Origin of the sequence: Agrobacterium sp. DE0009 (assembly GCF_007680755.1) — a bacterium.
In the GTDB taxonomy this organism is placed as follows: domain Bacteria; phylum Pseudomonadota; class Alphaproteobacteria; order Rhizobiales; family Rhizobiaceae; genus Agrobacterium; species Agrobacterium tumefaciens_B.
The window spans coordinates 414990-434952 of record NZ_VEIU01000002.1 but is presented as its reverse complement, the minus strand read 5'-3'; the positions used below and the strand labels follow the sequence as shown (position 1 = coordinate 434952).

Annotated in this window: 17 protein-coding genes; 8 read left to right on the top strand and 9 right to left on the bottom strand. The window is 59.1% G+C overall.

Annotated features, from left to right (window positions below):
- Nucleotides 1-12 precede the first annotated feature (12 nt).
- The 6 genes from FS804_RS11470 (at nt 13) to FS804_RS11445 (ending at nt 6713) form a co-directional block, all read left to right on the top strand.
- Nucleotides 13-666 (top strand): thiamine phosphate synthase, encoded by a 654-nt coding sequence (locus tag FS804_RS11470; RefSeq protein WP_144576682.1) that lies wholly within the window; start codon nt 13-15, stop codon nt 664-666.
- Nucleotides 667-674: 8 nt separating this feature from the next.
- Nucleotides 675-1775: a tetratricopeptide repeat protein gene (locus FS804_RS11465; RefSeq protein ID WP_186376770.1), complete on the top strand. Its 1101-nt coding sequence runs from the start codon at nt 675-677 to the stop codon at nt 1773-1775.
- Between the two features lie 152 nt (nt 1776-1927).
- Nucleotides 1928-2728: an inositol monophosphatase family protein gene (locus FS804_RS11460; RefSeq protein ID WP_063950519.1), complete on the top strand. Its 801-nt coding sequence runs from the start codon at nt 1928-1930 to the stop codon at nt 2726-2728.
- Between the two features lie 200 nt (nt 2729-2928).
- Nucleotides 2929-3948: a flagellar motor protein MotA gene (locus tag FS804_RS11455; RefSeq protein ID WP_144576680.1), complete on the top strand. Its 1020-nt coding sequence runs from the start codon at nt 2929-2931 to the stop codon at nt 3946-3948.
- 2 nt (nt 3949-3950) lie between these two features.
- Nucleotides 3951-4982, top strand: a complete 1032-nt coding sequence (locus FS804_RS11450; RefSeq protein WP_144576679.1) for a peptidoglycan -binding protein — start codon at nt 3951-3953, stop codon at nt 4980-4982.
- Between the two features lie 87 nt (nt 4983-5069).
- Nucleotides 5070-6713, top strand: a complete 1644-nt coding sequence (locus FS804_RS11445) for an FAD-binding dehydrogenase (protein ID WP_144576678.1) — start codon at nt 5070-5072, stop codon at nt 6711-6713.
- Nucleotides 6714-6715: 2 nt separating this feature from the next.
- Here the strand turns inward: FS804_RS11445 and FS804_RS11440 are convergent, their stop codons facing one another.
- Nucleotides 6716-8515, bottom strand: a complete 1800-nt coding sequence (locus FS804_RS11440) for an ABC transporter transmembrane domain-containing protein (protein ID WP_144576677.1) — start codon at nt 8513-8515, stop codon at nt 6716-6718.
- 258 nt (nt 8516-8773) lie between these two features.
- Between FS804_RS11440 and rpmE the strand changes: the two genes are divergently transcribed.
- Complete coding sequence (gene rpmE / locus FS804_RS11435; RefSeq protein WP_003497640.1) at nt 8774-8995, top strand: 50S ribosomal protein L31; 222 nt, start codon at nt 8774-8776, stop codon at nt 8993-8995.
- A 150-nt stretch (nt 8996-9145) separates the two neighbouring features.
- Here the strand turns inward: rpmE and FS804_RS11430 are convergent, their stop codons facing one another.
- The 3 genes from FS804_RS11430 to FS804_RS11420 form a co-directional block, all read right to left on the bottom strand.
- Nucleotides 9146-9661, bottom strand: coding sequence for a DUF1465 family protein (locus tag FS804_RS11430; RefSeq protein ID WP_063950363.1), 516 nt, complete (start codon nt 9659-9661; stop codon nt 9146-9148).
- 400 nt (nt 9662-10061) lie between these two features.
- Nucleotides 10062-10253 (bottom strand): DUF1192 domain-containing protein, encoded by a 192-nt coding sequence (locus tag FS804_RS11425; protein WP_063950364.1) that lies wholly within the window; start codon nt 10251-10253, stop codon nt 10062-10064.
- Nucleotides 10250-11539, bottom strand: coding sequence for an MFS transporter (locus tag FS804_RS11420; protein WP_144576676.1), 1290 nt, complete (start codon nt 11537-11539; stop codon nt 10250-10252). The genes FS804_RS11425 and FS804_RS11420 overlap by 4 nt, the downstream gene beginning before the upstream one ends.
- Nucleotides 11540-11675: 136 nt before the next feature.
- Here FS804_RS11420 and FS804_RS24945 point away from each other — a divergent pair, with 136 nt between their 5' ends.
- Nucleotides 11676-11831 (top strand): hypothetical protein, encoded by a 156-nt coding sequence (locus FS804_RS24945; RefSeq protein ID WP_172801642.1) that lies wholly within the window; start codon nt 11676-11678, stop codon nt 11829-11831.
- Between the two features lie 82 nt (nt 11832-11913).
- Here the strand turns inward: FS804_RS24945 and FS804_RS11415 are convergent, their stop codons facing one another.
- The 5 genes from FS804_RS11415 to tkt all read right to left on the bottom strand — a co-directional run bounded on the left by FS804_RS11415 (nt 11914) and on the right by tkt (nt 19639).
- A complete protein-coding gene (locus tag FS804_RS11415) occupies nt 11914-12939 on the bottom strand; it encodes a class I fructose-bisphosphate aldolase (RefSeq protein ID WP_144576675.1) in 1026 nt (341 codons plus the stop codon).
- A gap of 190 nt (nt 12940-13129) precedes the next feature.
- Nucleotides 13130-14332, bottom strand: a complete 1203-nt coding sequence (pgk, locus tag FS804_RS11410; RefSeq protein WP_144576674.1) for a phosphoglycerate kinase — start codon at nt 14330-14332, stop codon at nt 13130-13132.
- A 67-nt stretch (nt 14333-14399) separates the two neighbouring features.
- Entirely contained in the window at nt 14400-16265 is a 1866-nt protein-coding gene (locus FS804_RS11405) for a potassium/proton antiporter (RefSeq protein WP_144576673.1), read from the bottom strand.
- A 318-nt stretch (nt 16266-16583) separates the two neighbouring features.
- Nucleotides 16584-17594: a type I glyceraldehyde-3-phosphate dehydrogenase gene (gap, locus tag FS804_RS11400; RefSeq protein WP_144576672.1), complete on the bottom strand. Its 1011-nt coding sequence runs from the start codon at nt 17592-17594 to the stop codon at nt 16584-16586.
- A gap of 62 nt (nt 17595-17656) precedes the next feature.
- The gene (gene tkt / locus FS804_RS11395) at nt 17657-19639 is read right to left on the bottom strand and encodes a transketolase (protein WP_144576671.1); all 1983 of its coding nucleotides are present in this window, start codon (nt 19637-19639) and stop codon (nt 17657-17659) included.
- Nucleotides 19640-19963 lie beyond the last annotated feature (324 nt).

The following is a 19963-nucleotide window of genomic DNA, read 5'->3' as shown; positions in this document are numbered from 1 at the left end:
ATGGACGAACCGATGACCCCAGTTGAAGATCGTTGCCGCCTTGTCCTCATCGTTCCGCAAATGGACGATGCGCAAAAGCAGGCGACCGCGGTGGAGGAGGCGTTGCGGGGCGGCGACGTCGCATCCGTTATCATTCCGCAATATGGTCTGGATGACGCTGCTTTCCAGAAACGTGCCGAACTGATCGTGCCCGTCGTGCAGAAGGCCGGTGCAGCAGCGCTTATCGCCGGCGATAGCCGTGTTGCCGGCCGGGTGAAGGCGGACGGGCTGCATGTTATCGGCAATGGCGAGGCGCTTGCGGAGGCCGTGGAAAAATTCACGCCGAAGTTGATCGTCGGCGGCGGCAATGCGGATGATCGTCACAAAGCGCTTGAGCAGGGCGAAGCCAACCCTGACTACGTGTTTTTCGGAAAGCTGGAGGGCGATATCAAGCCTGAGGCACACCCGAAAAATCTGGCGCTTGGCGAGTGGTGGGCGTCGATGATCGAAATTCCTGCCATTGTCATGGGCGGGACCGATCTGTCCACGGCTGTTGCCGTGGCAGAAACCGGTGTAGAGTTTGTGGCGATGCGCAGCGCCGTTTTTGACAATGCCGACGGTGCGGCCCAGGCGGTTTCCGAAATCAACGCCCTGCTTGACGAAAAAGCGCCACGGTTTGACGGTTGATACAGGCCATGATCATGCGCTCGCTTCCACGCTGCCTTTCCGTTTCGCTGCTGGCGCTCGCTTTCGGCGGGCCGGCGGGTGGCGTGTTTGCCCAGTCCGGGCCTCAGAGCGAAAGCAACGCGCTTTCCCGCCAGCTGGAAAATGAGGCGCAGCCGACCCGGCAGGGCCGGGTGCAATCCGAAGAACAGAAGGACCTGCAGCCCTCCGCGGGTGTGAATGTCTATCAGCGGATGGGCGCTGAGTTACCGGCACTGCCGCCAGAGAAGGAATTCAAGGGCCGGGTGGATGAGGCCTATGGCCATTTTCAGCGTGGCGAATATGTTCAGGCGCTCGACAAGGCGCTGACCCGCGCGCAGAGTGGCGACGCAGCCGCCCAGACACTGGTTGCCGAAATGATGTCGCGCGGCCTTGGCATCGCGCGCGACGAGAAAACCGCTGCCTTCTGGTACCAGCAGGCGGCAGAGGGCGGCGATCCCGTTGCCATGTTCAAATTTGCGCTGATCCTGATGGAGGGCAAGTTCGTCACGCGCGACAAGGCAAAGGCTGACGATTACATGCGGCGGGCGGCGGAAGCCGGCAACGCCTCTGCCCAGTTCAACTGGGGCCAGATTCTGGTTTCGGAAAATCCGGGCGCCAAGGGTCTGCTGATGGCCTTGCCGTTTTATGAAAAATCCGCCGAGCAGGGGATCGCAGACGCTCAATATGCGGTATCGCAGATCTACTGGTCAGTGAAAGACGTGCCTGCGGATAAGAAAGCCAAGGCACGCGACTGGCTGATGCGCGCGGCAAAGGCTGGATATGACACCGCTCAGGTCGATCTCGGCATCTGGCTGGTCAATGGTTTCGGCGGTGAACGCAATCTGGATGAGGGCTTCCGCTGGCTTTATGGCGCGGCGCAGCGCGGCAATATCGTGGCGCAAAATAAGGTCGCGCATCTTTACGTACAGGCGCTTGGCACTCGGCCGGACCCCATCGAGGCTGCCAAATGGTACGTGCTTTCCCGCCGTGCGGGCCTGAAGGATCCGAAGCTGGAAGACTTCTATCTCGGCATCACCGACGAGCAGCAGAAAAAGGCGATTGAGGCGGCAAATCGTTTCCGCCCGAGCTGATGCTGCCGTTGCGACACAGCGTTCGGGCTTTTTACCTTGAATTTCCGCGCGTTTTGTGGTCTTGAACCGCAAACTTTCAATTCAAGAAAATAATGACGTGCCGGCCCGGCGAGCTTCCGGTCGGTTCGCAAGCTTTCCAGGAAACAACATCGATGGCCCGTTCAGCCCTTCTCAATGTCATGGTTCAGGCCGCCATCAAGGCGGGTAAGTCTTTGTCGCGTGACTTCGGTGAAGTGCAGAACCTTCAGGTTTCGGTCAAGGGACCGAGCGATTTCGTCTCCCAGGCAGACCTCAAAGCTGAAAAGATCGTGCGCGAAGAGCTGATGAAGGCTCGCCCGACCTATGACTTCCTGGGTGAGGAAGGCGGCGAGGAAAAGGGCACAGACGGCGCGCATCGCTGGATCGTCGATCCGCTTGATGGCACCACTAATTTCCTGCACGGCATTCCGCATTTCGCAGTTTCCATCGCGCTGGAGCGTAACGGCGAGATTGTCGCTGGCGTGATCTTCAACCCGGCGACCGATGAACTCTACACTGCCGAGCGTGGCGGTGGCGCATTCCTTAATGATCGCCGCATCCGCGTTGCCGCGCGCAAGGCCCTGACGGATTGCGTCATCGGCTGTGGCGTGCCGCATCTCGGTCGCGGTAACCACGGCAAGTTCCTGGTGGAACTTCGCCATGTCATGGGCGAGGCTGCCGGCATCCGCCGTATGGGTGCTGCGTCGCTCGATCTCGCCTATGTCGCAGCAGGCCGTCTCGACGGTTACTGGGAGGCCGACCTCTCGCCATGGGACATGGCTGCCGGTCTGGTGCTGATTCGCGAAGCCGGCGGCTTTGCCTCCGACATCAAGGGCGGCTCTGATATCTTCGGAAGCGGGACTGTGGCTGCCGGTAATGAATATATCCACAAGGCGCTCGTTGAAGTCGCAAATCGGCCCATTCCCGGCCGTTGATTGATTTTAACGGAAACTCCTTGATTTCTTCAGGTTTGGGACGCCCGGCGGGCCATCGCCGGGCGTTTTTGGTTCGCGTTACCCGCGCCCGGCTTTTTTTCATGAAATGCCTGTGACGAAAGACGGGCTTTTCGCTTCAAATCGTCGCAATTTTCAAATAGCTTTCCGCTGGATAGGTGACCATAGGGAATGCGAACGTTATGGCGGATTCGGAGCGGCTCGATCTTGGTGTCGAGAAACCGGTGACCACACAGGAATATAGCCACAAGCTGTCCAGTCCCACGCCGTTTCTCTGGACGATGGTTCTGTTTCTGGTCCTTGTAGGCTTTCTGGCGGCCATTCTTTACAGGCAGGCACACACGGCCTTCATGACCAATCCCGGTCTTAACGGCTTCATTCTTGGCGTGCTTGTCATCGGCATCATCTTGGTTTTTACCCAGACGATGAGCCTGCGCTCCGAAGTCAGCTGGTTCAACGCCTTCCGCGCCGCCGGTAGTGTCGACAAGGTGGGCCGCGCGCCGAAACTGCTGGCGCCAATGAGCACGCTGATCGGCAAGCGCGGAGAAACCCGGCTTTCCACAGTCACGCAGCGGACGATCCTTGATTCCATTGCGACGCGACTCGATGAATCACGCGACACCTCGCGCTACCTTGTCGGCCTCCTGGTATTTCTGGGTCTGCTCGGCACCTTCTGGGGGCTGATCGGGACAATCGGCGCCATCAGCAACGTCATTCAGTCACTCGACCCGAGCGCGGGTGACAGCAATGATATTCTCGGCTCCCTCAAGGCTGGTCTCACCGCGCCCCTGTCCGGCATGGGAACCGCATTTTCCTCATCGCTGCTGGGCCTTTCCGGCTCGCTCATTCTCGGTTTCCTTGATCTTCAGGCGGGCCGGGCTCAGAACCGATTCTACACGCAACTCGAAAATTGGCTCTCGTCAGTAACAGATACCTCCGCTGAAGGCCCGAGGGAGTTCAAGGGTGAACCCGGCGCGGTTGTCAGCACCGAGCGTTCGCTGGCGGCCATGACCAGCCTTGCCGAAGGTATCCAGGGTCTTGTGAAGAACATGCGTAGCGAACAGCAGATGTTGCGTGACTGGATCGAGGCACAGCAAGAGGAATCGAAATCGCTCCGCCGCACGCTCGACAGGCTGTCGGCGCGGATCGATGGCGAGTCAAACCCCCCCGGACGCACCCGGCACGATAACGGGAGCGAGTAGCCATGGCGCTCGCGCGCAACCGCCGCCGCGAGAGGGGCGTAGATTACTGGCCGGGTTTCGTCGATGCGCTCTCGACGCTGCTGATGGCCATCATGTTTTTGCTGACAGTCTTTGTGCTGGCGCAGTTCGTGTTGTCGCGTGAAATTACCGGCAAGGACGAGGTGTTGACCCGCCTCAACAGCCAGATTGCCGAGTTGACCGAACTTCTGGCGATGGAAAAAGGTAACAAGCAAGATGTCGAGGATGCGCTGGCGAGCCTGCAGTCCACGCTCGCAGCGTCCGAAAATGAGCGTTCGCGCCTCCAGGCGTTGCTCGATGCCGGCTCTGGCAGCAATGCGAGCGCCAACGCCCGCATTGGCAGTCTGACAGGCGAGCTGGACGAACAGCGGCAGGCCAATTCCCGCGCCTCGGCACAGATTGAATTGCTGAACCAGCAGATCGCGGCACTGAGAGCGCAGATCGCCTCGGTCGAAGCGGCGTTGCAGGCGTCGGAGGCCAAGGATGCGTCGTCTCAAGTCAAGATCGCCGATCTCGGCCGACGCCTGAACGTGGCTCTTGCCCAGCGCGTGCAGGAACTGAACCGTTATCGCTCTGACTTCTTCGGGCGTCTGCGTGAAATCCTGTCGGATCGCGAAAACATTCGCATTGTCGGCGACCGATTCGTCTTCCAGTCGGAAGTTCTCTTTCCCTCGGGGGGGAATGAACTCAATCCGGAAGGGCAGGCGGAGATGGCTAAGCTCGCCACGGCGCTGCTCGACCTCTCCAAGGAAATTCCGGCCGAGATCAACTGGGTTCTGCGCGTCGATGGCCATACGGATAATGTTCAGCTGTCTGGATCAGGCCGTTACCGGGACAATTGGGAGCTTTCCTCCGCGCGTGCGACATCGGTCGTAAAATTCCTGATCTCCAGGGGTGTTCCGGCGAACCGGCTGGTTGCTGCCGGCTTTGGCGAAAATCAGCCGATCGCGGAAGGTGATTCGCCTGAAGCACGTCAGCAGAACCGCCGGATCGAACTCAAGCTGACTGAGCGCTGAATCGCGATTCCGCCATGGCGATTGCCTTCCGGCGAAACTGAACTTACGTTCGCGTAAAAGTAATTCCGTCATATCTGGGAGGGGCTGATGGAACGTTACGATGTGATCGTTGTTGGGGCGGGGCTATCCGGGCTGGTGGCGGCAACCGAGGCGGCTGAGCGTGGTTTCCGCGTTTGCGTGTTGGATCAGGAGGGCGAGCAGAACCTTGGGGGGCAGGCCTTTTGGTCGCTCGGCGGTTTGTTCTTCGTTGATAGTCCGGAGCAGCGGCGGATGCGCGTTCGCGACAGCCTCGATCTTGCGCGGCAGGACTGGTTTGGGTCGGCCGGTTTTGATCGCCCTGAGGATCATTGGCCGCAACGTTGGGCGGAGGCCTATCTTGATTTCGCCGCCGGTGAAAAACGCGCGTGGCTGCATCGCATGGGCATGCGCTGGTTTCCCATTGTGGGTTGGGCCGAGCGCGGCGGTTCTCTGGCGGATGGTCACGGCAATTCCGTGCCGCGTTTTCATGTCACGTGGGGCACCGGTCCCGGTGTCCTGGCACCCTTCGTGAAGAAAGCGAGGACAATGGCGGCGAGCGGTCGATTGAGTATTCGCTTTCGCCATCAGGTTGATCGTCTGGAATTGACGGATGGCCGCATAACGGGCGTTTCCGGGGTCGTGCTTGTCGCTGATCCGGTTCTTCGTGGCCAAAAAAGCAGCCGCAATGCCGAGGGAGATTTCCGCCTTTCTGCCGCTGCAGTCATCGTCAGTTCTGGTGGCATCGGCGGCAATCAGGAACTGGTACGGCGCAATTGGCCGGTCGAGCGGCTTGGCAGTCCACCCGAAGAGATGGTGTGCGGTGTGCCTGCACATGTGGATGGCCGCATGATCGGTATCACCGAGCTCGCGGGCGGCGCCGTCATCAATCGGGATCGCATGTGGCACTATACCGAGGGGGTGAAAAATCATGATCCGATCTGGCCGAACCACGGCATCCGAATTCTCCCCGGCCCATCATCCTTCTGGTGCGATGCGGATGGCAACCGGCTTGATGCTCCCGCCATGCCGGGCTTCGATACGCTTGGCACGCTGAAGATGCTGGGACACCGTGGCAGCAGCCACAGCTGGTTCATTTTGACCAAGGCGATCATCAAGAAGGAATTCGCGCTCTCAGGCTCCGAGCAAAATCCCGATCTAACGGGCAAGGATGTGCGGCTGCTGCTGAAACGGCTTGGCAAGGAGCCGCCGGGGCCGGTGCGGGCGTTCATGGAGCGGGGCGAAGACTTTGTCGTTCGCGAAACGCTGGAAGAGCTGGTGGCGGGAATGAATGCCATCGGCGGCAATAGGCTCGACACTGATCACATCCGCCGACAGATTGAAGCCCGTGACCGGGAGATCGAAAACGGCTTCGGCAAGGATGCGCAGGTGACGGCGATCCATGGTGCCCGACGTTACCTCGGTGACCGCCTGATGCGAACGGCCAAGCCGCACCGGCTGCTCGACCCGGCAATGGGCCCGCTGATTGCCGTGCGACTGCATGTGCTGACGCGCAAGACGCTTGGTGGACTGCACACCGACCTCGAAGCGCGGGTGCTGGATGTTGCGGGCCAGCCGGTACCGGGTCTCTATGCTGCCGGCGAAGCGGCAGGTTTCGGCGGCGGCGGCATGCATGGCTACAATGCGCTGGAAGGCACATTCCTTGGCGGCTGCCTGTTTTCGGGCCGCGTTGCGGGGCGCAGCGTCATGTGTTGAGGTTACGCCTGCGCGCGCAGATCCTCAGGCCCGGTCTGGAATTGCAGCCTGGCAAGCCGCGCATAAAGGCCGTTCTGGCGAATGAGGCTCTGATGCGTGCCTTCCTCAATGATACGGCCTTCGTCCATCACCAGAATGCGGTCGGCCTTCAGCACGGTGGCGAGGCGATGGGCGATGACGATGGTGGTGCGGGTCTTCATCAGCTCGTCAAGCGCCTTCTGTACCAGCGTTTCGCTTTCTGCATCGAGTGCCGAGGTGGCCTCGTCCAGAAGCAGGATCGGCGCATTGCGCAGGATGGCGCGGGCTATGGCGATACGCTGGCGCTGGCCGCCGGAAAGGGTCACGCCACGTTCGCCGACCTGGGTATCATATCCGTCGGTCATGCGTTCGATGAAGCTGTCGGCCTGCGCGGCAATCGCGGCGGCCCGTACTTCCTCACGGGTTGCGTCAGGTTTTCCAAAGGCGATATTGTCGTGGATGGATGAGGCGAATATCGCCACATCCTGGGGCACGATTGAAAGACGCGCGCGCAGATCGGCAAGGGTGACATCACGGATGTCGATGCCATCAACGGTGATACGACCGTGCTGCGGATCGTAGAAGCGCATCAATAGGGAAAAGACGGTGCTTTTGCCTGCACCTGATGGCCCGACGATCGCAACGGTTTCGCCGGTGCTGACCTTGAAGGAAAGGCCGGAGACGATTGCCCGTCCGGTTGCGAGCGGATAGCTGAAATCGACATTTTCGAATTGTGCCTCCCCGCGTGGCGGCTGCGGCATGGTGAGGGGTGCCGCAGGCTCGGCGACTGGCGAGCGCTCAGTCAGCAGTTCGGAAAGGCGTTCGGCTGCACCTCCCGCCTGTGCCAGTTCCCCCCAGACCTCTGACAGCTGACCAAGACCGCTGGCGGCGATAACCGAATAAAGGACGAACTGCCCGAGGGTGCCCGCGGTCATGCTTCCTGAGAGGACGCTCTGCGCGCCGTACCAGAGAATACCAACCACGCTGCCAAAGACGAGTGTAATGGCGACCGCGGTGAGAATCGAACGCGCGCCGATCGCAGCGCGAGCGCCCTTGTAGGCGGCTTCCACGGAGGCGCCGTAACGGGCATTTGCCAGTGCCTCGGCGTTGAAGGATTGCACGGTCCGGCTTGCTGCAATCGTTTCGGACGCATAGGCGGCGGAATTCGCCAACGTATCCTGCGTCGTGCGCGAGCGGGCGCGGACCGATCGTCCGAAGGCGATCAGCGGAAAAACAATGAAGGGGATGGCAAGGAGCGCAAGCCCGGAGAGGCCGGGGCTGGTATAGATCATCATCACCACAGCACCACAGCACATGATGATGTTGCGAAGGGCAACGGATGCCGACGAGCCGAACGCCGATCGAATCTGCACCGTGTCTGCCGTCAACCGCGACGTCAGCTCACCGGACCTGTTGGCATCGAAGAACTGCTGCGAGAGGGTCGTGAGATGCGCAAAGACATCATGACGAAGATCGGCAACGACCCTCTCACCAATCGTCATGACGTAGTAGTAGCGCATGGCGCTGGCGAGCGCGAGGATGACGGCGATTGCCAGGAGCATGGCGAAATAGCTGTTGATCATGCCGCCATCGGGTGTCTGGAAACCGTGATCGATAATTCGTCGTACGGCGAGCGGCAGGGCCAGGGTCGTCGCGGAGGACAGCACAAGCGCAAAAAGCGCTGCAGCCACAAGCCCGCGATACCGCCTGAGATAGGGAAAGAGGCTGAGAAGCGGCTTCAGGCTTCTTTGTTTTGCCGCTTTCTGCGCTTCATTGTCTGCCACGCTGTGTGCTCCTCATTACGCCTTTCGAGCGTCATATTGGACGGGTTTTTCCCTCCGGGGTTAAAAATCCTGTCCCTGCGGCCATCTCCCTTCACAAGGGGATAGCAGGCTCTTGTTATCTCGGCGACCTTCATGTATAGGCTCCGCATCAAATTGGGAAGCCATAGCCCATCTGGACTATGGCTTCATTTATTGAATTGGCTCAGTTGACGCAATTGCGGCAAATGGACCGCACGTCACTTAACCAGGAAGATTGTCATGAAGGCTGATATCCATCCCGATTATCACACGATCAAGGTGGTCATGACCGATGGCACCGAATACGAAACCCGCTCTACCTGGGGTTCGGAAGGCGCCGTCATGAACCTTGAAATCGATCCCAAGTCCCATCCGGCATGGACGGGCGGCAACCAGCAGCTTATGGACCGCGGTGGTCGCGTTTCCAAGTTTAACAAGCGATTCGGCGGCCTCGGCCTCTGATCCCTTGCGAACAGATCGTTTGAAAAAGCCCGGTTTAACCGGGCTTTTTTGTTGCCGAAATCTGGACATTTCGATCAGAAAAGACCTGAAAACAAAAAAAGCAGGTCTGGAGAGACCTGCTTTTCAAAGCATCTGGATAATGTCTTTTTATCAGTTGATCGTGAAAGCCGTGCGTAGAAGGTTGAGCTGTGCCTGGACGCTGTTCTCGTTGTCCGGCACCTTGGCTGCTTCGGACGGGCGATAGATTTCGCGGTCAAGCAGGGCAACCCGGTTCTGCAGGCGCAGCGAACGTTCGATCAGATCACGGAAGGATTCCGGCAGGTCGTTCCAGCCTGGCGCATTCCGGTCAACATTGAAGCTGTCGAGGCGTACCTTGTTCTTTTCACTCAGAACCTGGTCGCGCGTCATTTCGCCATTGTTGACGGCGCGCTGCAGAAGAAGCCACGATGCCATCTGCATCAGCCGCGTTGTAAGACGCATCGATTCTGCAGCGTAAAGAACCGACGCCATACGTGGCAGAACCTTGGAAGCGGTGCGGCCTGCACCGTCGAGATAGCTGGCCGTTTCCTCGACCAACGTCATGCCTTCGGTATAGAGGGTCTTGAACTGGTTGGAAGCAGCCGCGCGACCCGCAAAGCTTATGGTATTTAAAACCTGTTCTGACATTTCTTTAAATCCCTGCTCACGCACCACACTGTCAGGCAACGACGATCCGGATATTTTGTTCCGGCCTTTAGTGTTTTCAGGATCGTATCTTTACCTGAAATGCGCAAGGCAATTATTAAAGAAGGGTTAATACCCACAGTTTTACCAAATAGGTTGCACGGCAAAAAAAGAGCCGCGAAAGCGGCTCTCAAGGTAAAACAGGGAGAAAAATCAGACCAATTCGCCGTATGGAGAAGATGCCTGAGGTCCAGAAGAACTGGACATGTATAGTAATCTCTCAGAAAGCTTAATTTTTGGTTAATGGTAAACGAAAGACTGCACCGAAATCACTAGTCTGATTAATCTTGGTTCCGTAGAAATCCAACTTGAGCTTCCTGCTGGCGAAGTTGCAGACGACTCGTCACGAGCGAAACAGGTTCTCCGCCGCCTCCCTGCCGGCAGACTTCTTCTTTTTCTCGTCTTCGAGTCGGGCAATCTCTGCCTGCAGAATTTCGATGCGATTGCTCAATTCATCCACCGATAGAAGGCTGAGATCGCTGCCGATCTCGTGTGCTCGCGGCTTCTGCGGACGATCATCATCAAAGAGGCTCATATGCCTGCTCCTTTTTCAACATGGCCGTCCCCTTCCTCTGGATATTGCGGTGCGCGGGGATCGAGCGCAATACTTTCCGGCGTCACCAGCGGCGAGGGTGTTGTCGGCATCATCGTTGAGAAATTGTCTTTTTCGTCGGTCGAAAGAGCGGCACGCCTGCGGCTTCTGATGATGGCGTAGGCGGTGATCAAGATGTGAGCGAGGCCGGTGACAAAGAAGAGGGCGTAGGGTCCGGAATAGGTCATGACCGCACCGCCGAGCGTCGGCCCGATGATTGTGCCAATGCCGTAAAGCAGAAGCAGGCCGCCCGACACCTTAACGAAATCCTGTGACGCCGCAAAGTCATTGGCATGGGCGACGGCAATGGGATAGAGCGCATTTGCTGCGGCGCCATAAATGGCAATCATCGGGATGAGCACATAAACGTTGTGCGGTTGGACCGCAGCAACGGAGAGACCGGCAACCGCGCCGAGACCGGCGAGGCCCGCCAGGACATAACGCCGGTCAATCCTGTCGGAAAGGCGTCCGGCCGGAAATTGTGCGAGCGCGCCGACGAAGATCGTGACCGAAACCATGATGGCGATCATGGTCGGATCGAGACCGGCCCTGGCGCCGAAGACGGCGCCCAGCGTGCCGTACGCACCGTTGGCGATGCCGATCATCAGGATGCCGACGAAGGAGACGGGTGAGTTGCGGTAAAGAGCGGGCAGATCCAGCTTGACCTTTTGCAATGGCTGGGGGCTGGCGGCCTTCGAAAGTGTGGCCGGCAAAATGGCGATGCAATAGATGATGCCGCATATCATGAACAGCGACGTATTACTGACATCGCCCATCGGCACGATCATCTGACCCGCGACGACGCCGAGCAGGGTGATGGCAATGTAAAGCGAAAAGATCATGCCGCGGCTCTCATTGGTCGCGCGTTCGTTCAGCCAACTCTCAATGATCATGGAGGTGCCAGCGGTGCAGAAGCCGGTAAGCGCGCGCAACGTGATCCACCAGATGTCATCGACGATCAGGCCGGTCATCAGGACTGTCAGGCACACCAGTGCGACAAAAGAGGCGAACGCCCGCACATGTCCCGCGCGGCGAACGATGGCCGGGGCGACGAAGCAACCGATGACAAAGCCCGCCGCCCAGGACGTGCCGAGGAAACCGAGGATTTCGTTGGAATAACCCTCCGCCGAACCGCGCACCGGCAGGATGAGACCCTGAAGGCCGTTACCGAGAAAAAGAAACAGAGTGCTGGATAAAAGAGCGAATACAGGTAGAAGATTTCTGCTCATAAAGTCACTCTCATGCGTTCGTACGGACAGCCGACAAGCCAATCAACCGGGGTCACCCGAATGAGTTGCACTCTTCTGGTGAACGGTAAAAATGTCCAGCCTGTGACGATGCAGAAATAAAGAAAAGGCTCAATAAATGACGAAGGCGATCGGCCTTTTTTTACTGCTGGCCATGCTGGTTCAGATCATTCGGCCTCTGGGCCTGCCGGGCCTCAAGAAAAGGGGTGATTGCTGGAAGATTGCGGTTGCCGCTTTTGTCATCTGGTCGGCGACGCTACTCTTGCGGCCCTAGGCCTTCATTGACGCCATATCACTCTAAAGAAAAAGCCGCCCCGGGAGGCGGCTTCTTTTATGGTATGTCTGCGGGGGAAGCCTCAGGCTGCCTTTTCGAGTTCCTGTTTCCAGCTGCCCTTGGCGGCGAGGCTGTTCATGGCGGCGCGATGCGTGAAGGCACGCTGGCCGGCAGCGACGTTCTCCTGCTTGCCGCCCCAGGTCTTGAGAGCGGTATCCTGAAGGGCGCGGCCATATGAATAGGTGAGCGACCACGGCAGGTCGTAACCGGCATTCATGGCGGAGAGGTGCGCCGTCGCTTCTTCCGATGATTGGCCGCCGGAAAGGAAGGCAATGCCCGGAACGGCTGACGGCACGGTTGCTTTCAGCACCTTGACGGTCTTTTCCGCCACTTCTTCAACCGAAGCCTTGCGGGCCTTTTTGCCGTCGATGATCATGTTCGGCTTCAGGATCATGCCTTCAAGGTTGACGCGGGCGTCGAACAGGTCTGCAAAGACGGTCTGGAGAACCCATTGCGTGACTTCTGCACAGCGGTCGATGTCATGCGTGCCCGGTTCGCCATCCATCAGCACTTCAGGCTCCACGATCGGAACGATATCCGCCTGCTGGCAGAGCGCGGCATAACGGGCGAGAGACTGGGAGTTGGCCTTGATCGAACCCCAGCTCGGACGCTGCTCACCGATGGTGATGACGCCGCGCCACTTGGCGAAACGCGCGCCGGCTTCGTGATACTTGCGCAGGCGCTCGTAAAGACCATCAAGGCCTTCGGTAATGAATTCATGCGGGTGGAAGGCCATCGGCTTGGCACCGATATCCACCTTGATGCCCGGCAGGCTGCCCGCGGCCTTGATGATGTCAACGAACGGCGTGCCGTCGGCGGCCTTCTGGAACAGGGTCTCTTCGTAAAGGATAACGCCGGAGATGTATTTCTTCATGGCGTCTTCGGAGCGGAACAGCATCTCGCGATAGTCGCGGCGCGAGGTTTCGGTCGATTCCAGGTTGATGCTGTCGAAACGCTTCTTGATCGTTCCCGTGGATTCGTCGGCGGCGAGCAGGCCTTTGCCGTCGGCGACCATTTTGATTGCGATGTCTTCGAGACGTTCGGTCATTTGCTATTCTCCCAAGGCACAATAAATTCCCGATAACAGAAGTTCCAGGGCAGGGAAATGGCACGCTAACTCATTGAAACGATTGAAATGATTTCAATCGTTTGAAACTTTTCCTCCGCGTGCACTTACCAAAAGACAAGGCCGGACAAGCATGGCTTGTCCGGCCTCGTGTCAGGCAAGTGAGATAAGTTTACTTGGCGGCGGTCAGTATGGCAACGCCCGGCAGTTCCTTGCCTTCCATCCATTCCAGGAACGCGCCGCCGGCGGTCGAGATGTAGGAGAAATCGTCCGATACCCCCGCATGGTTCAACGCAGCGACGGTATCGCCTCCACCGGCGACGGAGATGAGCTTGCCGGCTTTGGTGCATTCGGCTGCATGTTTCGCCGCAGCCACGGTTGCTGCATCGAAGGGCTCGATTTCGAATGCGCCGAGCGGGCCGTTCCAGACGAGGGTTTCGGCGCGGGAAATCCAGGCATTGATGCTTTCAACGGATTTTGGGCCCACATCGAGAACCATGGCATCGGCCGGAATAGCGTTGATATCGACGGTTTCGTTAGCGGCACCCGCCTTGAACTCGCGCGCGACAACGCCATCTTCCGGCAGCACGATGGCGCAGCCGGCCGTCGCCGCTTCGATCATGATATGTTTTGCGGTTTCGGCCAGATCATGCTCGCAGAGAGACTTGCCGACATTCGTCCCGCGCGCCGCGAGGAACGTGTTGGCCATGCCGCCGCCGATCACGAGGGCATCGACCTTTTTGACGAGGTTCATCAAGAGATCGATCTTGCTCGAAACCTTGGCGCCGCCGACGATGGCAACCACCGGGCGAACGGGCTGGCCGAGGCCTTTTTCCAACGCCTCGAGTTCGGCCTGCATAGTGCGGCCGGCATAGGCAGGCAGATGACGCGCCAGCCCCTCGGTCGAGGCATGGGCGCGGTGGGCCGCGGAAAAGGCGTCGTTGACATAGATATCGCCATTTGCTGCGAGCGCCTCGACGAAAGCGGGATCGTTCTTCTCTTCGCCCTTATGAAAACGGGTGTTTTCCAGAAGCAGGATGTCGCCGTCATTCATTTTTGCAACGGCGTCTGCCGCCGGTGCGCCGACGCAGTCGCTGGCGAAGGAAACGGCATGGTCCAGCACGTCTTCAACGGCAGGCACGATCTGCGAGAGCGACATCTCGGCGACCGGCTCGCCCTTTGGACGGCCAAAGTGGGCGAGCAGGATGACTTTGGCACCCTTTGAAGACAGCTCCAGGATAGTCGGCGCGACCCGCTCGATACGGGTCGCGTCCGTCACCTTGCCATCTGCGACCGGCACGTTGAGATCAACGCGTACAAGAACGCGCTTTCCGGCAATGTCGTTGAGGTCGTCGAGGGTCTTAAAAGCGGGCATGGGTCGATCCTGATTTGTTGCGAGTTCGGCAGGGAACATACTATGCCTGAATGCCGACGCAAGTCGGTCAACCCTCATTTTCTCTCACGGTATTGGGAGGCGCAGGCACGTTCTCCTGGTGGTCCTGAAGGCGTGGCTGGCGCCTGCGCGCCACGTATTCCCGAACGCGATTGAGGATTTCCGAGAAGCTGATGAAGATCGGGAGGCTGGTTGCCGGCTCAACCGGTTCAAGCGAAATTCCGACGCCGGTGATCGCCTCATGTTCGTCCAGCGCCCGCACAATCAGAACGATGGAGCCAAGACGGACCCGATCGGCGTAATCAGCTTTGCCGGCAAGGCGTGCCTCGATCAATTCTGCGACGCTCATCGCCTGCTCGGTAGGCGACAGCAAACCGGGACCATAGGCTGCGTCCAGTTCCTTTGCCGGGCGGGTGGGCGAGATCGCGAATGTGCCGAAGAAATCGGCATCGTCATCTGCAACGGGCAGAGCGCTGGCAAACAGCCGGTCGATCAGCCGGGAGTAACCAGGCGCTATGAAGAGATAAACGAGGTCGTTTTCACGCAGCCGCCCGGCATATTGGTAGCGGATCGACTTGCCGTCGCGCACGACGAGTGAAGGCATCGCCCAGCGCGGAATGCGCTCGCCCTGCATGATGGCGCTGCCTCTGGCGACGCGATAGGAAATCAGTTCGTGATTGGCCGTGCCGGGAAGGTCTACCTCCAGCTTGTCCACTTCCCCCATGCGTGGAGGCACGATAAGCCCCAGCCGTGTCGCCACCGGCTTGATGGTCCAGCCCTGCACGAGAAGCGATACCAGCACGATGATGAAGGCGGCATTGAAATAGATCTGCGCATCATCAAGCCCGCCAAGAATTGGCATGATGGCAAGCAGGATCGAGACCGCTCCGCGCAAGCCGACCCAGGCGACGAAGGATGTTTCCTGTTGCGTGTAGTTGAAAGGCATGAGGCTCAGCCAAACGGCGAGCGGACGGGCGACGAAGATCAGGAACAGCGCCAGCAGGATGGCTGGAATCGCGATTGCTGGAAATTGCGACGGCGTCGCAAGCAGGCCGAGCATCAGGAACATGATGATCTGAGCAAGCCATGTCAGCCCCTCGTGGAAGCGACGGATGGTTTCCTTGGCAAAGATCCTGCGATTGCCGGCGACGATGCCGGCGACATAGACCGCCAGAAAGCCGCTGCCGCCAATCGTGCCGGTGAAGGAAAACACGAGGAGCGCCAGGGCTAGCACGAATATCGGCGCCAGTCCGCGGTCGGCGGCGAAACGGTTGACGACGGTGGCGATCATGAGGCCGCCCAGCACGCCGAAGATAACGCCGAGCCCCATTTCCTCAACAAAAAGCAGCAGAAAACCGCTGTCGATACCGGAGAGGCCCTGTCCTTTGGCGATGATCTCGACCAGGGCGACTGTTAGGAAGATGGCCATCGGATCGTTGGTGCCGGATTCGACTTCCAGCGTCGAGCGCACCTGGTCGCGAATGTGGATACCGCCGATGCGCAGTAGGAAGAAGACCGCTGCCGCATCGGTTGAGGCGACGATAGCGCCAAGCAGCAGGCCTTCGAGCCAGGAGAGCCCGAGCAGCAGGGCGGCCGCGCCTGCAAAGAAGACGGATGTCAAAATGACGCCGACCGTAGCAAGCGCCATTGCCGGCGCCGCGGAAAGTCGGAAAGACTGGATCGACGTGCCAAACCCGGAGTCGAACAGGATGACGGCGAGCACCAGCGAACCGAGCATATAAGCGAGAGGGTTGTTGGTGAATTCAATACCGAGACCGTCCACACCCGCCGCGAGTCCAATCACAAGGAAGAGCAGCAGCAGCGGCGCACCGAAACGGTAGGCGATCAGGCTCGAGAAGGCAGCGACGAGGACAAGAACAGTTGCCACCAGCAACAGAAGATAAAATGATTCCACGTCCACCGCCTCTTTCACGCCGCGCTGGCCGCTGCAATGATTGCTCTGCACGTTCGCAGTCAATGCGCCACGGGTTGCGATCTGTCAGCGCTTGTTCGGCGGCGTTGAAAGGTAACGCAAGGCGGGGTGTATCGAAAGATACGGCAGGGCCGAAGTGCATTGCGCACGACCGTTATCCCTGCGTCCCTTGTCCGTTTCAAAATGGACCAGACAAAGGCAGGAACTTGAAAACTTGGCGGCACTTGAGAGGAAAAATCCGGAAATAAAAAATCCGGCAGGATTGCTCCCGCCGGACCTGCATTGATTGAAGATTATTCGTTAGATTGTCTTCGCGAAGGCGACGGCCGTGTCCGACATACGGTTGGAGAAGCCCCACTCGTTGTCGTACCAGGACAGAACGCGCACGAAATTGCCTTCCATGACCTTGGTCTGGTCGTTGGCGAAGATCGACGAATGGCTGTCGTGGTTGAAGTCGCGCGAAACCAGCGGCTCGTCCGTGTAGCCGAGGATGCCCTTCAGCTTGCCGTTGGCGGCGGACTTGATCGCTTCGTTGATTTCACCGACCGTGGTGGCGCGCTTGGCAATGAACTTGAAGTCCACGACCGAAACGTTGGGGGTCGGAACGCGGATCGACGTGCCGTCCAGCTTGCCCTTAAGGTGCGGCAGAACCAGACCAACGGCCTTGGCAGCACCGGTCGAAGTCGGGATCATGGACAGGGCTGCGGCGCGAGCGCGGTACAGATCCTTGTGCATGGTGTCGAGCGTCGGCTGGTCGCCCGTGTAGGAGTGGATCGTGGTCATGAAGCCATGATCGATGCCAACGACGTCATCGAGAACCTTCACGACCGGCACCAGGCAGTTGGTGGTGCAGGACGCATTGGAAATGACAAGGTGGTCCTTCGTCAGCTGGTCGTCGTTGACGCCGAAAACGACCGTCAGGTCGGCGCCGTCAGCCGGTGCCGAGACGATGACGCGCTTGGCGCCGGCCGTCAGGTGGGCAGCGGCCTTGTCGCGGGCGGTGAAGATGCCGGTGCACTCGAGGGCGATGTCGACGCCGAGTTCCTTGTGCGGCAGCGTTGCCGGATCGCGAACGGCGGTGACCTTGATCGGCTTGCCGCCGCCAACGATGATCGTGTCGCCTTCGACCTTTACCTCGGCCGGGAACTTGCCATGGATCGAATCGTATCGCAGCAGGTGTGCGTTGGTTTCAACCGGGCCGAGGTCGTTGATGGCAACGACTTCGATATCGGTGCGGCCGGATTCGACGATGGCGCGCAGAACATTGCGGCCGATGCGGCCGAAGCCGTTAATGGCAACTTTTACAGTCATTTACAGTCTCCCGAACAAAAATGGGCGTGGTCTTTGCTGAGTGGTAAGGGCTCTCGAAGCCCTCACGCAAGTTTTGCCTCGACGGCGGCGACAACGGCTTCCGCCGTGATGCCGAAGTGCTTGAAGAGATCCTTTGCCGGGGCCGATGCACCAAAGGAATGCATGCCGACGAAAGCGCCATCGTTACCGATGAAGTAATCCCAACCCTGGCGGATGGCGGCTTCCACCGCGATCTTGACCGGAGCCTTGCCGATGATGGCGTTGCGATAGGTTTCCGGCTGTTCCTTGAAGAGTTCGAAGCAGGGAACGGAAACCACGCGGGCGGATACGCCCTTGTCCTTCAGCGTTGCGGCAGCCTTCAGAGCCACTTCGACTTCCGAACCGGAAGCGAAGATCGAAACCTTGGCATCGCTGGCGGAAACGAGTTCGTACGCGCCGTAAGCAGAGAGGTTCTTTTCTTCATATTCCTTGCGCGACGGAGCGAGATTCTGGCGGGTGAGTGCCAGCGCTGACGGGCGATGCTTCTGTTCCAGCGCCAGCTGCCAGCATTCTGCCGTCTCGGTCTCATCTGCCGGGCGGAAGACGAGCAGGTTCGGAATGGCGCGAAGCGCTGCGATCTGTTCCACCGGCTGGTGGGTGGGGCCGTCTTCGCCAACGCCGATGGAATCATGCGTCAGAACGTGGACGACACGGATGCCCATGAGGGCAGCCAGACGGATCGACGGACGGCAGTAATCCGAGAAGATCAGGAAGCCGCCGGCATAGGGGATGAGGCCGCCATGCAGGGCGATGCCGTTCATGGCAGCGGCCATGCCGTGCTCGCGGATGCCGTAATGAAGGTAACGGCCGGAGAAGTCCGTCGGCGTGATGGACTTCATCTGGCTGGTCTTGGTGTTGTTGGACGGCGTCAGGTCGGCAGAACCGCCGATCATTTCCGGAAGCACGCCGTTGATGACTTCGAGTGAGTCTTCCGAGGCCTTGCGGGTTGCAACGGTCGGGTTGTTCTCGATGATCTTCTTTTTAAAAGCGTCGATCGAGCTGTCGAAGTTGCCCGTCAGGTCGCCGGCGAAGCGACGCTTGAACTCGGCCTTCTTGGCCGTCTCAGTCGCTTCGAGGCGGGCTTCCCAGTCCTGGCGTGTCTTGGTGGAGCGCAGACCGGCAAGACGCCACGCATCCAGCACGTCTTCCGGAATGACGAATGCTTCGGCTTCCCAGTTCAGGCTCTTGCGGGCCGCAGCGATTTCTTCTGCGCCGAGCGGGTTGCCGTGGACCTTATGGGTACCCTGTTTGTTCGGCGCGCCGAAACCGATGACGGTCTTGCATGCGATAAAGGTCGGACGATCGGATTTATGCGCGGCCTCGATGGCAGCGGCAATCGCGTCGGGATCATGGCCGTCAACGCGGATCGTGTTCCAGTGAACGGCCTGGAAGCGGGCGATCTGGTCGGTGCTGTCGGAAAGACCAACTTCACCGTCAATGGTGATGTTGTTGTCATCCCAGAAGAGGACGAGCTTGTTCAGCTTCAGGTGGCCGGCAAGCGCAATCGCCTCGTGGCTGATGCCCTCCATCAGGCAGCCGTCGCCGCACAGGACGTAGGTGAAGTGGCTCTGCAGGTCGGAGCCGAATTCTTCTTCGAGCTTGCGCTCGGCGATCGCCATGCCAACAGCGTTGGCGATGCCCTGGCCGAGCGGGCCGGTCGTCGTTTCAATGCCGGTCGCATGGCCATATTCGGGATGGCCGGCGGTCTTGGAGCCGAACTGACGGAAGCGCTTGATTTCGTCGATCGTCATGTCCTCGTAGCCCGTCAAATAGAGCAGCGAGTAAAGAAGCATCGAGCCATGGCCCGCCGACAGCACGAAGCGGTCGCGATCCGGCCAATGCGGCGCCTTCGGATCGAATTTCAGGTAGCGGGTGAAGAGAACGGTGGCGACATCAGCGGCGCCCATCGGCAGACCGGGATGGCCGGAATTGGCCTTCTCCACTGCATCCATGGCAAGAAAGCGGATCGCATTGGCCATCCGGTTGTGTTTGTCGCGAGAAATCATGGCTTTTCCGTCTGTTTCCGGGTGAAAGGAGATAGTTTTACGCAACTATCCAAAAAGCGGGTTGATCCATAGCAGGTGAGGCAGGCAAGTCAATAAATCGACGGGCAATTGCGGTTCTGCGGTCGATAAAAATCGTTTCGCAGAGCGGGGGCTGGAACGGATTTGGTGTACCACCCAGCCTGGTTTCTTCGTTCATCCACAGAGCAAAACGCCACAATGCACTGGTTTGATTGACGGGATGGTAAATCGGGTAATAACCTCGTGAGCGTTTAAGTGGCCTGAAACCGGACGATTCGGCCGGTGACGTGCGAGTTGGAAAAAACA

What these genes read in the sequence shown, in the direction of transcription:
- FS804_RS11470 (WP_144576682.1), top strand. Translation starts at nt 13, where the DNA reads ATGACCCCAGTTGAAGATCGTTGCCGCCTTGTCCTCATCGTTCCGCAA.
- FS804_RS11465 (WP_186376770.1), top strand. Translation starts at nt 675, where the DNA reads ATGATCATGCGCTCGCTTCCACGCTGCCTTTCCGTTTCGCTGCTGGCG.
- FS804_RS11460 (WP_063950519.1), top strand. Translation starts at nt 1,928, where the DNA reads ATGGCCCGTTCAGCCCTTCTCAATGTCATGGTTCAGGCCGCCATCAAG.
- FS804_RS11455 (WP_144576680.1), top strand. Translation starts at nt 2,929, where the DNA reads ATGGCGGATTCGGAGCGGCTCGATCTTGGTGTCGAGAAACCGGTGACC.
- FS804_RS11450 (WP_144576679.1), top strand. Translation starts at nt 3,951, where the DNA reads ATGGCGCTCGCGCGCAACCGCCGCCGCGAGAGGGGCGTAGATTACTGG.
- FS804_RS11445 (WP_144576678.1), top strand. Translation starts at nt 5,070, where the DNA reads ATGGAACGTTACGATGTGATCGTTGTTGGGGCGGGGCTATCCGGGCTG.
- rpmE (WP_003497640.1), top strand. Translation starts at nt 8,774, where the DNA reads ATGAAGGCTGATATCCATCCCGATTATCACACGATCAAGGTGGTCATG.
- FS804_RS11430 (WP_063950363.1), bottom strand. Translation starts at nt 9,661, where the DNA reads ATGTCAGAACAGGTTTTAAATACCATAAGCTTTGCGGGTCGCGCGGCT.
- FS804_RS11425 (WP_063950364.1), bottom strand. Translation starts at nt 10,253, where the DNA reads ATGAGCCTCTTTGATGATGATCGTCCGCAGAAGCCGCGAGCACACGAG.
- FS804_RS11420 (WP_144576676.1), bottom strand. Translation starts at nt 11,539, where the DNA reads ATGAGCAGAAATCTTCTACCTGTATTCGCTCTTTTATCCAGCACTCTG.
- FS804_RS24945 (WP_172801642.1), top strand. Translation starts at nt 11,676, where the DNA reads ATGACGAAGGCGATCGGCCTTTTTTTACTGCTGGCCATGCTGGTTCAG.
- FS804_RS11415 (WP_144576675.1), bottom strand. Translation starts at nt 12,939, where the DNA reads ATGACCGAACGTCTCGAAGACATCGCAATCAAAATGGTCGCCGACGGC.
- pgk (WP_144576674.1), bottom strand. Translation starts at nt 14,332, where the DNA reads ATGCCCGCTTTTAAGACCCTCGACGACCTCAACGACATTGCCGGAAAG.
- gap (WP_144576672.1), bottom strand. Translation starts at nt 17,594, where the DNA reads ATGACTGTAAAAGTTGCCATTAACGGCTTCGGCCGCATCGGCCGCAAT.
- tkt (WP_144576671.1), bottom strand. Translation starts at nt 19,639, where the DNA reads ATGATTTCTCGCGACAAACACAACCGGATGGCCAATGCGATCCGCTTT.